Annotated in this window: 12 protein-coding genes; 3 read left to right on the plus strand and 9 right to left on the minus strand. The window is 69.4% G+C overall.

The genetic code is table 11. The annotated features are described in order from the left end of the window. Window positions 1-150 precede the first annotated feature (150 nt). The gene (locus AB0J46_RS42570; protein ID WP_364340757.1) at window positions 151-1,827 is read left to right on the plus strand and encodes a protein kinase; all 1,677 of its coding nucleotides are present in this window, start codon (window positions 151-153) and stop codon (window positions 1,825-1,827) included. A 151-nt stretch (window positions 1,828-1,978) separates the two neighbouring features. On the opposite strand, the gene AB0J46_RS42575 is transcribed toward AB0J46_RS42570, so the two are convergent. Further along, window positions 1,979-2,233, minus strand: a complete 255-nt coding sequence (locus tag AB0J46_RS42575; RefSeq protein ID WP_357971564.1) for a MerR family transcriptional regulator — start codon at window positions 2,231-2,233, stop codon at window positions 1,979-1,981. Window positions 2,234-2,963: 730 nt separating this feature from the next. Beyond that, complete coding sequence (locus AB0J46_RS42580) at window positions 2,964-3,365, minus strand: hypothetical protein (protein WP_364340759.1); 402 nt, start codon at window positions 3,363-3,365, stop codon at window positions 2,964-2,966. A gap of 172 nt (window positions 3,366-3,537) precedes the next feature. Between AB0J46_RS42580 and AB0J46_RS42585 the strand changes: the two genes are divergently transcribed. Further along, the gene (locus AB0J46_RS42585; RefSeq protein ID WP_364340761.1) at window positions 3,538-4,326 is read left to right on the plus strand and encodes a helix-turn-helix domain-containing protein; all 789 of its coding nucleotides are present in this window, start codon (window positions 3,538-3,540) and stop codon (window positions 4,324-4,326) included. 126 nt (window positions 4,327-4,452) lie between these two features. Here the strand turns inward: AB0J46_RS42585 and AB0J46_RS42590 are convergent, their stop codons facing one another. From AB0J46_RS42590 to AB0J46_RS42620, 7 genes are all read right to left on the minus strand, one after another. After that, window positions 4,453-6,252: an ABC transporter ATP-binding protein gene (locus AB0J46_RS42590; RefSeq protein WP_364340763.1), complete on the minus strand. Its 1,800-nt coding sequence runs from the start codon at window positions 6,250-6,252 to the stop codon at window positions 4,453-4,455. Continuing rightward, window positions 6,249-6,734 (minus strand): hypothetical protein, encoded by a 486-nt coding sequence (locus tag AB0J46_RS42595; protein ID WP_364340765.1) that lies wholly within the window; start codon window positions 6,732-6,734, stop codon window positions 6,249-6,251. Before AB0J46_RS42595 ends, AB0J46_RS42590 begins: the two co-directional genes overlap by 4 nt. Further along, on the minus strand, window positions 6,734-7,231 hold the full coding sequence (locus AB0J46_RS42600; RefSeq protein ID WP_364340767.1) for a MauE/DoxX family redox-associated membrane protein: 498 nt from the start codon (window positions 7,229-7,231) through the stop codon (window positions 6,734-6,736). The genes AB0J46_RS42595 and AB0J46_RS42600 overlap by 1 nt, the downstream gene beginning before the upstream one ends. A 67-nt stretch (window positions 7,232-7,298) precedes the next feature. After that, window positions 7,299-7,478 carry a hypothetical protein gene (locus tag AB0J46_RS42605; protein ID WP_125645566.1) on the minus strand — a complete coding sequence of 60 codons (180 nt, stop codon included), beginning with the start codon at window positions 7,476-7,478 and terminating at the stop codon, window positions 7,299-7,301. Between the two features lie 96 nt (window positions 7,479-7,574). Further along, window positions 7,575-8,447 carry a winged helix-turn-helix domain-containing protein gene (locus tag AB0J46_RS42610; RefSeq protein ID WP_364340769.1) on the minus strand — a complete coding sequence of 291 codons (873 nt, stop codon included), beginning with the start codon at window positions 8,445-8,447 and terminating at the stop codon, window positions 7,575-7,577. A gap of 51 nt (window positions 8,448-8,498) precedes the next feature. Next, complete coding sequence (locus tag AB0J46_RS42615) at window positions 8,499-8,942, minus strand: S26 family signal peptidase (RefSeq protein WP_364340771.1); 444 nt, start codon at window positions 8,940-8,942, stop codon at window positions 8,499-8,501. Between the two features lie 240 nt (window positions 8,943-9,182). Further along, a complete protein-coding gene (locus AB0J46_RS42620; protein WP_352356176.1) occupies window positions 9,183-9,374 on the minus strand; it encodes a hypothetical protein in 192 nt (63 codons plus the stop codon). Between the two features lie 1,903 nt (window positions 9,375-11,277). Between AB0J46_RS42620 and AB0J46_RS42625 the strand changes: the two genes are divergently transcribed. Next, on the plus strand, window positions 11,278-11,879 hold a 602-nt coding region (locus AB0J46_RS42625), incomplete at its 3' end, for a hypothetical protein (RefSeq protein WP_364340773.1).

Genomic DNA, 11,879 nt, shown 5'->3' on the forward strand with positions numbered 1-11,879 from the left:
GACCTGGCCGACGGCGCTGCCGACGACGGACGGGCGCACCTGCCAGTTCGGTCAGCGGACCCGGCGCGGCCCGTTTTGCCATGTTCCGGTGGCCCTCTTTTGGAATCATCGACACCGACCGGCGATGATCTCGACGAGGAATGAGTCACCATGACCGACCCCCTACGCGACGGCGACCCGGCTCACATCGGCTCCTACCGGCTGCACGCAAGGCTCGGTGGGGGCGGGATGGGAGAGGTGTTCCTGGGCCGCTCCCCGGGCGGGCGCCTGGTCGCCGTCAAAGTGGTGCGCCCGGAGCTGGCCGGCAACAGCGAATTCCGGCGCCGCTTCACTTCCGAGGTGGACGCCGCCCGCAAGGTCGGCGGGTTCTACACCGCCCAGGTCGTGGACGCCGACACCGACGCCGTCCGGCCGTGGCTGGCCACCGCCTACATCCCCGGCCCCTCCCTGCACCAAGCCGTCGACGAGCACGGTCCGCTCCCTTTGGAGTCGGCCGCGGTGCTCGGCGCCGGGCTGGCCGAAGGGCTCGCCGCCGTGCACGCGTGCGGGATGGTGCACCGCGACCTCAAACCCGGCAACGTCATCCTCGCCGAGGACGGGCCTCGCCTGATCGACTTCGGCATCGCCCGCGCCCTGGACGCCACCAGCCACACCCAGACCTCCACCGTGCTGGGCACCGCCGCGTTCATGTCCCCAGAACAGGCCATGGGCCGGGAGGTCGGGCCGCCCTCGGACGTGTTCTCGCTCGGCTGCATGCTCGCCTTCACCGTGACCGGCCGCAGCCCCTTCGGGACGGGGCCCGTCCACGCGGTCGTCTTCCGCGTGGTGCACGCCGACCCGGATCTTCAGGGAGTGCCCGCCCCCCTGGCCGCTGTGGTGGCGGCCTGCCTGGCCAAGGACCCCGCCGCCCGGCCCACCCTGGAGCAGGTGCTGACCCGGCTCACCGCGCTCGCTTCGCCCGACCAGGGACGATGGCTGCCTGAGGCGCTCACCCAGGTCATCGCCGACCGCCGGACCCTGGCGCTGACCGCCCTGCACGACCCGGCCACCGCGACCGACGGTGGCGGCCCCCGAACGATGGCACCACCACCGTCCGGCCACGCGAATCCGCCGGGGGCACCCCAGCCCTTGCTGGTCACTGAACGCCGCCATATGCGCGGCCGTGGCCCCCTGCACTCCGCCACCGGCTACCAGATCGCCGCCTATGTGCTGCTTGCCCTCTTCGCCCTGATCTCCGTGAGCACCGTGGTGTACCAACTCGACGTTGCAGACGACGCGAGACGGTGGCACCCGGTGGAGAGCTACGACGAAATTGAGACGGTCGGCCAAATCATGCTGGTGGCCCAGGTCGTCTCCGGCGTGGGACTGACGGCGTGCTGGCTGCTCTGGTTCTTCCGGGTACGAGTCGTCGCCGAACGGCTCGCGCCCGGCCGGCTGCGCTACCGGCCCTCCATGGCCGTATTCGGCTGGCTCATCCCGATCGGCAACCTGTGGCTGCCCAAGCAGATCGCCGACGACATCTGGCACGCCTCCAGCCCTCCCGGACGCAGCGGCACCACAGCCCCGGCCGGTCTCCTGCACACATGGTGGGCCCTGTGGCTGGTCACCTTCCTGACCTGGCCCCTCTTCTGGATCGAGTGGACGACACTCTTCGCCAAGGACTACGACTCCGAGACGTACGAGGACACCCTTGGCCTGAGGTACGCATTCACGTGGGCGACCTGGGCCAGCGTGGCCGTGCACATGCTGGTCGTACCGACGGCGATCGTCACCGCCCTGTTCGTGCGGCGGCTGAGCGCCATGCAGGCGGCCAGACTCGACCGCTGACGACCGAGCCCCCAGCACGTCGGGGACGGGACGTCCTTGCCGAAGAAGGGCGGTCAGCTGCGACGGCCGACGCCGCGCGGGCCTCGCTGTCGTAGAGCTGCTCGCGCGGCCGGTCCTGAGGCCCCCGGGTGTGGCCGGGGGCGGAAAGCGGTCAGTGGCGCCGGCGGAGTTCTTCGTTGATGCGCAGCGCCTCGGCGAGCTGGTCTTCCAGGATGATGATGCGGCAGGCCGCTTCCAGCTGGGTGCCGGCGTCGACGAGTTCGCGGGCGCGGGCGGCCAGGCGCAGCTGGTAGCGGGAGAAACGGCGGTGCCCGCCCTCGCTGCGTAGCGGTTCGATCAGCTTGGCGGCGCCGAGGCTGCGCAGGAACGCCGGGGTGACGCCGAGGAGCTCGGCGGCCCGGCCCATGCTGTAGGCGGGATAGTCCTCGTCATCGAGCCGCTGCCCGAGACTGCCGGCCGCTTCGACGTCCTGAACCGGGTGATCGGCTGGGTGATCGCCGGTGGGGCCGGGCCGCTCCCGCCTGGACGCGGTGACTGTTGCCTGAGGTGCTTGATCCATTCAACCTTCCCGAATGCGAACAGGGGCCCCGGCGCCATGAAGCGCCGGGGCCCAGAGGTTTAACACCATCGACCGGCCCTGCCTGCGTGCTGCAGGGGCGGTTCACTTATGCCGCACCAGCCGCCCGATGCGGGGGTGCGGGGATCGCGTAAGCGTGACCGTAGACCACCGTCCTGTTCGTGGAGCTGCGGTACCCGTGCGGCGACATGCGGCCGGCGACGGGCGATCCTGATGGCGTTCAACACTCCTTTCCGGTTATCCGTACCTCGGCGCCCCGATTGCCGGCGCCGACTTCCTGTAAGCGGCAGCGCGTCCACCGCCCCGGCCCGTCTTGCTCAACCATGCTGGCCGCGGCAGTCCGACCTTCTGCCCTACCTCGTTCTGTACTGCTGTCCACGTCCGTCCGGGCAGCCCCATCGTGGTGCTTGCGCTGCCCTCGTGGATTCGTCTCTTGCGATGTCAGGAACTCTAGCTCTCCTTGGCGCGAATGTCTACCGTGGCGACTACAGATTTCCTTTCGCATCAGGGTAAGAACCCGTCTCGGCGCGAGGTCCAAGGGCCTGGGGGGGCGGGGGGTTCAGGCGGGGTAGTTGATGGTGGCGCTTCCTGTGTAGTACCTGTCGTCGTCGAGCTTGGTGAAGACGAAGTAGTACGTGCCGTCCATGGGTACGTTGAAGGTGGTCCGCTGCCCCTTGGCGCACGTCAGGGTGCGGCCGTCCATGCGCGTATCGCGTCCCCAGCGCGAGCGGACGAGTCCGACGTGAAGCTTTCCGGTCCAGACGTTGCACTTTGTGATGGAGAGGACGGTCGTGCCGGACTTCTGCACCCACGTTGAGCTTTCGAGCCGGTATTTGAAGGAGAACGGCAGCGTCTTGGCGGCGGCGTGAGCGCTGGTCGGCACGGCGGCGCCGGCCAGGGCCAAGCCCACGGTCATGGCCATGACGGAGGCCGCACGGGCGGCGTACGAGAGTACGGACATGGATGATCCTCTTTCGCGAGAGGGAAGTGGGGAGATGGCGACCGCAGTCGTGTCGCAACCAGAGGCTGACATCCTGCCGAGCTCCATGTCACCGGCTTCGAGCTGCGCAACAAAGGCAGCAACAAAGGCAGCAACGATCGCAACGACGTCCGGCGGGTGAAAGGGGATTCGGATGGCGCGGGGCGGCCGCAAGGATCAGCCCATCGACCGGTCGCAGGGGCCGACCGCCGAGTTCGTGGACGACCTGCGCAGGCTGCGGGGCGGGATCTCCTTGCAGGAGATCGGCCGTCGGATGGGCTACCACTCCAGCACCGTTTCGCGGCGCCTGAACCCGACGGAGCTGCCCGCGTGGCAGTTCGTGGAGTCCTACGTCAAGGCGTGCGGGGCCGAGAGCGGGCCGTGGGAGGAACGCTGGCGCGTGCTCAGCCGGCCTGACCCCGAAGATCAGAAACGCCCGGCAGGGGAGGCGGCGGGCTCACGAAGGCCGGGGTGGCGGCTCGTCCTCGCCGCTGGTGCGGGGGGTGTCCTGGTGGCCGGCCTCGGGGTCGTCCTTCTGCAGGCTCCGGGAGAGCAGGAGGCCGTCGCCATGGACACCCCGCCGCCCGCACCTGATCCCCGTTACGGGTTCGCCACGCGGATCGACAGCATGGCCTTCCGCGTCCTTTCGCGGGAGTGGACGCAGACCTCAGCCGGCGACGTCGAGTTGTGGTGGAACAACTCCTGCCCGGACGGCACCACCACCTATTGGGTGGCGCTCCGGCCCGCAGGCGCGACCGCGCGGTTCAGCTGCGACTCCTGGCAGTACTACAAGTGGGCGAGTGTGCCGGCGGGCACCCACCACCTGGAGTTCTGGAAGGATCACGACGGCCGATCCATCCATGGCTCCGGCGTGGTGCGGGCCGGCATGCCGGTCGTCATCCACCCCAAGCCAGCCCCGACTCAGAGTCCGACGGCGAAGTGACTGAGCCCCCGTTCCGTCCTCACCGCCGGGAAACGGCTGCTCGTCGACGGCCGGGCCGTGCGGTCGGCGACGTATCCACACGACCTGAATGAGTCTGCCATCGTATGCATCTGGCCTGAGGCGGCTTCAGGCGTGCTCGACGGTGTAGCCGCTGGCCTGGAGGGTGAACAGGCGGGCGTATTCGCCGCCGGCGGCCATGAGGGTGGTGTGGGTGCCCTGTTCGGCGATTCTGCCCTCCGCCAGCACCACGATGAGGTCGGCGTCCTTGACCGCGCTCAGCCGGTGGGAGATCAGCAGGCTGGTGCGGCCGGCCCGATGCTCGCGCAACCTGTGGTGGATGGCGTGCTCGGCCTCCGCGTCGAGCCCGGCGCTCGGCTCGTCCAGGACGAGCAGGTCGCGTTCGCCTCTGATCAACGCTCTGGCCAGGGCGAGCCGCTGCCACTGGCCGCCGGACAGCACGACGCCGGAGGTCTCGGCGGCGTCGAGGAAGCGGTTGCTGAGCAACGTGTCGTAGCCGTGCGGCAGGGCGTTCAGCGCCTTGTCCACCCCGGCCAGCCGGGCCGCCGTCCTGACCTGCTCGGGCGAGGCGCCGAGCGAGCCTAGTGAGATGTTCTCCGCCGCCGTGAAGTCGTAGGCCACGTAGTCCTGGAAGACGGCGGTCAGCCGGGAGCGCAGTTCGGCGGGGTCGGCGTCGCGGAGGTCCGTCCCGTCCCAGCGGACCGCGCCGCGCGACGGGTCGTAGAACCGGCACAGCAGTTTGACCAGCGTCGACTTGCCGGCGCCGTTGAGCCCCACGAGCGCGACGCAGGCGCCGTGCGGGATGGTGAGATCCACTCCGCGCAACACCCACGGTCGTCCCTCGCCGTAACGGAACCAGACGTCCCGCATCTCGATCCCGGAGCGGAGGGCGGGCAGCGGGCGGGGCGGACGGCGTACGGGAAGGTCCGGGGCGGCGGAGACGACGGCGCGGTAGTGCCCGAAGACCAGCAGCGCCTGGTGCAGCCGGGCGAGCTGGGTGACCCCGCCCGACAGCGCGCCCTGCACTCCGGCGACGGCGGCGGCGAAGACGGCCACGTCGCCCACGCCGAGCCGGCCGCCGGCGATCGCCCAGATCAGTCCGGCGCCGCCGATGGCGGCGCCGAGCAGGGCGAGCAGCCCGTGTCCCGCCAGCGCGCGCTGTTCCAGGGCCTGTTCCTGGCGGTTGACCGCGCGGATCTCGCCGAGGAGACGGTCGCGCAGGTACGCGCCAAGCCCGAACAGCCGCACCTCCTTGGCCGGCTCGACCTCGGTGAGCAGGTCGGCGTAGAAGATCTGGCGGCGCATCGCCGGGCTGATCTGCCATTCGAGACCCACCTTGCGCCTGCTCAGCGACAACTGCACGCCCAGCGACGGCAGCGCCGACAGCAGGACGATCGCCGTCATGACCGGGCTCAGCGCCGTGAGCGCGGCGACGAACCCGGCCAGCGTGACCAGCCCGCGCACCAGCGACAGGCTGGGGGCCAGGATCTGGTTGGCCGCGCCGGTCCCGGCCTGCTCGGCCAGCCTGAGCCGGTCGCGGAAGCGGGGGTTCTCGAACGGGCCGAGGCCGACGAACGCGTTGACCGAGGTGAACAGGCGCTCGCGGGTCAGCAGGCCCAGGCCGCGGCGCAGCCGTCCGTCGGTGTGTTCGGTGAGGTGCGGCAGCAGCGCGGCGACCAGGCCGACCACGCCGAGCATGACCGTCGGCATCAGTACGGCCCGGCCGCCCGCCAGGCCGTCCAGGATCAGCTTGGTGCACCAGGCGGCGGCCACCGGCGTCGTGCCGCCGGCGAGGACGGCGAGCACCGAGCAGACGGCGGCGACCGGGGCGGCCCGCCAGGCCAGCCCCCACACTGTCACGGCTCGCCCGGCCAGCCGCAACACACCGGGCGAGACGTCGTGGGTCATGCGGTGACGGGAGCGCCGAGCCCGGCCACGGTGACCGCGCGCGACCTGACCCGGCCGGAGTCGTCGAGCAGGTAGAAGGCGGGGAAGGCGGAGTTGGGGAAGGCCAGGCAGACCGGCCCGTTGGCGGGCTCGGCGATCACGGTGGCGCTGCCGCGCAGCGCGTCCGCGTAGTTCTCCCCGCCGGGGCCGGACACGACGGCGAGCACCTGCGAGGGGGAGTAGCCCGCGTTGGCGACGAGCTGGAGGAACGGCGGCAGTTGCCCGGGGCAGGCCTGGCACTCGGTGTCGAAGAAGCCGATCACCGATGGCCGCCCGATCCCGCGCACGTCCGGGACGGTCGAGCCCACCGGCAGCAACGGCGGCCCCGAGGGAGCGGCGTGCTGCTCGGTGTGGCGCACCCGGCGGATCACCGCGAACGTCAGCACCAGGTTGAGCGCGCTCATGACGCCCACGATGACCAGGGCTGCGATGACGTACGGCATCAGAGGTTCCTCTCCAGGAGAAGGTCGGCGAGGTCGTCGAAGAGCACCAGCACGGCGGCGAGCACCGCGGCGGCGACCAGCGCCAGCGCCACCCCGGCGAGTTCGACGCGCCCGCCCGGCGTCACCCAGCCGGCGACCGCGACCGCGATCAGCAGCAGGTTGCGCACGATCTGGGCGCGGCTCAGCGGAGCGGCGGTGACGCCGAAGCACCGGCAGGCGGCGGCGGAGCCGCGGCGCAGGGCCAGCAGAATCGCGGCGGCGAAGGCCGCGAGCAGCACGGCGGCCAGCACGAACCCGGCGCGCTCGCCCAGGACGAGCAGCGCCACGGCGGCGCTCTCGCCGGCCAGCACGGCCACCGCGACCGGCGCGGCGGGCAGCCCGGGAGCCAGATCGGGGACGGAGGACACGAAGCCGCGCCAGCCGGTGGCCTTGCCCGCCAGCGCGGCCAGGAAGACCAGGCAGAGCACGGCCCTGCAGCCCAGCTCTAGGTACGGCATGGCGCTCCTTCACGGGTGGGGCCGCCCACGACCCCCTGCGAAGGGGGCGTGGGCGGGGTGTGGAGGGTCAGCAGCACTCGTAGCAGGACACGTAGGTCGTGCAGTCCGGCCGCACGCAGGTCCACGCGGTGTGGTCGAGCCAGTGGTAGCACCAGCACTCGTAGGGGCACCCCCTGGCGTCCGCGGTGCTGGCGGGCAGCAGGGCGCCGAGCATCCGGTCGCCCAACGCCTTGAGTGTGCGAGTCATCCGACCTCCTGGGTGAGAGGGGCTGTATTCACCTGATCATCACCATCGGGTCAGGGGAGGGGCAATCCTTTCGGACCGCCACCGAAATGCGACAAATCAGGCGCTGTATTCGAGGAGCTCGTGTCCCAGCGAGGTGAGCACGTGCCGCACGGCCCGGCCTTCGCGGTAGGTGTTCACGAGCCCCGCCAGCCGCAACGCCGTCACGTGCTCGGACACCGTGGAGGCGCTCACCGCCAGCGACCTGGCCAGCTCGCCGGTCGCCGAGCCGCCGCCGATCGAGCGCAGCACCCTGGCGCGGGCCTGCCCGACGACCTGGGCCAGGGCGTCCACCGACGCGGGACGCCGGGCGCCCTCGTCGCCGGCCGGATAGGCGATGACGGCCCTGCTGTCGCCGCGGGGCGGCGACAGCGCGAGGAAGCAGCGGCTGGCGCACATCAGCGGCGAGAACGCCACGCCGCCGTCGCCGAGCTCCACCGGCGACGGGCACAGGTCCGAGGTGTCGATCTGCAGGGCGCAGCCGTACCAGCTCAGCCTGGGGGTGAGCCTGGGCAGCGTACGGCCGAACCCCCGCACGCAGATCAGCTCGGAGTAGCGGTTCACGTGGGCGTTCAGGCGGCGGCGGATCGCGTCCCACTCGGGGGCCACGCAGCTGACGTAGAAGGCGCGGAGCGCGTCGGCGACGTCACCGAGAGCGGGCTGGACGTCGAGCTCGTCGTTGAGCGTGCCCGCGCCGGGCGGCAGCGGCAGGTCGGCCCAGAGGAAGCCGGACACGCTGTGCGGCGCGTGGTGGACACGCCGGACGAACGGCATGGCTCTGGCGGGCGTCCTGCGTGCCAGATCCCGCCACGGCGATCCGGGTACGGCGAAGCCGGGATGATGCAGGCACAGGGCGGCGAACAGGGTGTGGTGCAGCGGGGAGATGGTGAAGGTGGTCGCGGCCAGTCCTGCGGCAGAAAAGACCAGACGCATATCCCAGCCCCGTTGTCAGGAAATGTCCGGACATATTGGAGTATGCGGCTGTTAGGACGTACTAACAAGGGTGCGTAGGACGACCCCCAGAACCCGATCGGCCGGGACGAGCCCCCACAACCGCGAGTCCGCGCTGACCTCCCCGTCGCCCAGCACCACGAGCTGTCCGGGCGGCACCGTGGCGGGCAGTTCGGGGCACTGCGGCGGCACCGGTTCACCCGGCAGCGCCGCGACCCGCTTGACCACCCAGTCGGCGGCCGCGACCTCGGGCAGCGGCCCGTCCCGCCACCGCATCCCCGGCCCGATCGGTTCGAGCACCACGATCTGCCCGCGCCGGACCGCCTTTCCGCGCAGCACCAGCAACCGGTCGCCGGGCCGCAACGCCGGCACCATGCTCTCCCCCCGTACGGTCACCACCGCCAGCCGGCGCCTGGCGACGAACGCGACCACGACCAGCAGGGCGGCGAATCCGGCGAATACGGCGATCATCGGCATGGCGCGAGCGTAAACGTCCGGCCTGTGGGGCTCAAGAAACTCGTCCGGTCGGACGGGAGGGGTTGCAGTCCTGTCTGCGGCGAACGCCGTCACCCGGGGAGAGCGACGCTCGGACGGCGTGGGGCGCCCGTTCCTCGGGGGCGAACACTCATGGGGACGGGCGCGGTTCCGCGGCGTCGAGGAATGCCTCGTTCCTTCAGCGCGGAGGCTCGCGAGGGTGACATCGCGGTGGTGATCCGGCTAGTCGGGGGAGCGCAGGAGCATTGCCTCCACCTCGGAACCGGCGTCGGCCGTGCAGACGTACGTGGGCCTTCCGGTCGCCGGGTCAACGGCATACAAGGTCGCACGCTTGCCGCACTTCGAGCACCAGGCGTCCGGCCCGCCGCCGAGTTCGGCCAGGCCGACCTTGATCTCTGGGATAACAAAAGCCATGCGGGCAGCGTAGGTCGGCATGGTCAGGACGTCCGTGGTGACAGGGCGTCATGCGGAATCCATGCCCGCAGATTGTTCGACACGGGGGTGACGGGCTCGCCGGTGGGGCTGACATACGGGAGACGGAGGCGGCCCGGCGAGCCGGGAAATCGAGGCCGGTCGTGTGCCGGATCTCCAATGCCGCGATCGGATACCTCCGACGAGTGAACCAACCGGGAAGCGGCCGACGGTCACAGGCCGGTCGCCGGGTGCCACGCCGTCCCGGACGCGGCCGATCGGAGAAGGTCCACTCGTGCCCTACAGGTGAGGTGCGCGCTGGGTGACCTGAACGTCCTAGGACCAAGTGGCACTGTTGCAGTTCGAACAAACACCTCAACAACGGGTAGCCAGGCGACAACAATTCGCGACGGTTGCAGACCCCGCCCTGATTGCCCAGGAACATGCCAGCTGACAGTACGGAACCGTGGTTTCGAGGCAGGGCGCGTAAGGGATTCTCCGGGCCGGACAGTTTCGTGATCCACTACTCGTGTCCGATGGGTGGCCATGACGCTTGAGTTCGGGTCCAGTGGTGCATCGCCAGATTGAAGAGGTCGGCCGCGATTCCTCGGAAAGTCTTCATGATGATGCGGCGAGTATCGCCTGGGTATTACGGCCGCGTCGCATTTCCGGTTATCGCGTGGCGTGTAGGTCGTCATATCACCATCGGGTGTGGCGATCTGATCATCGCAGGTCAACCGCCATTACAATCGAATATTCGGCCTTAACGGCGCTATCAGGCCCTCTTTTTACCTCCTGGCGCCCAGAGTCATGGTGGCGCTCTTTGTGCTTGATGCTGTCAACGCAACCGTATCCGCAAACATCTATTCGGGTGCGTCCCTCGATTCCCCGGGGAACGTCGATGAAATTGCCGATGCGGCGCACCTGTCGCCCCCCTTCTTACGCGCCGAAGAATCGGCTCATGAAGTATTGACTCCGGAGTGGATTGGGTAATCAAGAATTCCTATGTGATCTGCGTCACACACTTTTGTTCGGTTCGCGGGTGTTGCAGGCGCGTGAGCTGCTAGGACAGCTGAATCGATTCGATCCGACCAGCCTCCTGCACCAGCACTATCCAGATTGTCAAGATCTATTTCTGGTTCGTCTCGTCTGTGTATATCTGTGACGTTCTTATGTGGCGCTTACGGGGTTGCGCCCAAGGCCCTGGTGTTTCGGTCTACGGGGAAGTGCGGGCGTGGCCATGAGGCGTGCTCAAGCAGGTGCAAGGGTGCTGGGTCGGAGCCGGTTGGGGCTCGGACGGAGTGCGCCATCGAGGTGGGCGAGTCGTGTCGCCTTGGCGGTGACTGTGGCTCTCATGCCAGGTGTCCTCGATCTGGGGGTGCAAGCGTTCGCCGCATCCCTCTCTCCGAGCCGGCTGACGATTCCCGGTTCACCATCGGCAGGCTCCGCCAACAGGGCCCCTGTCCAGAGTTCGGGGTCGGCGGCGAACCTGCCGCACCTCGTTGGGCCAGACGCGACCCAGCCAAGAGGTGAGGGCAAGACCAGCGGGGTCGGCAAGCGGCCCATAGGGTCGCTTCCGTTGGAGAAGCCGCGCGAGGTGGTTGGCGAGCCGGCCACGAACGGGCTGAACAGCCCACCGCCGTTGAAATGGGGGTCGTCCCCCGATGCCTCTGCATCAACACCGGTGACGAACGGCCGAGGAAACGCGGCATCTGGTGGTACGAAGGCGACAGCGGCATCCTTCACTCAGGCGTCGACCGTGCCGGCCGCTATAGCCGCCGCACTTCCCGTGGTGTCGGGGGTATCGGCATCTCCGGGGCAGGCGACGTCCGGGTTGTGGACGTTGCCGTCGACTCAGCCTTCCTTCTCTGCCTATGGCGGGGATGCGGATTCGCGTCCGTTGCGGTTGGAGGCGCAGGTCGAGCACGATCCGGGTAAGAGCGATCAGGGTATTGGGCTGATCTGGTCCGGTAGCGGCGAGGTCTCGTCGAGTGGTTGTTACACCACCACGAAGTGCTGGCTGGAGACGCCTGCGGTCGCGTCCGGCAAGCTGAAGGACGGTTGGCTGGTCCGCTGGCGGGTACGCGTGCTGACCTCTTCAGGGGTGGCGGGCGCGTGGTCGGCATGGCAGGCCACGAGGGTGGACACCTCCAAGCCGGTGGTGTCGGAGGCGTCGGCCTCCCTAGGACAATTGGCGTCGGGGCTGTGGACGCTGGCATCCACCCAGCCGTCGTTCTCGGCCTATGGCGGGGATTCTGATTCTCGGCCGTTGCGGTTGGAGGCGCAGGTTGAGCACGATCCGGGGAAGACTGATCAGGGTACTGGGCTGATCTGGTCCGGTAGCGGTGAGGTGTCGTCGAGTGGTTGTTACACCACGACGAAGTGCTGGTTGCAGACGCCTGCGGTCACGTCTGGCAAGCTGAAGGATGGTTGGCTGGTCCGTTGGCGTGTCAGGGCATCCACTTCCTCGGATGTGGCCGGTCCGTGGTCGGAGTGGCAGGCGGCGCG

This window comes from Nonomuraea sp. NPDC049758, assembly GCF_040674635.1.
Taxonomy (GTDB): Bacteria; Actinomycetota; Actinomycetes; order Streptosporangiales; family Streptosporangiaceae; genus Nonomuraea.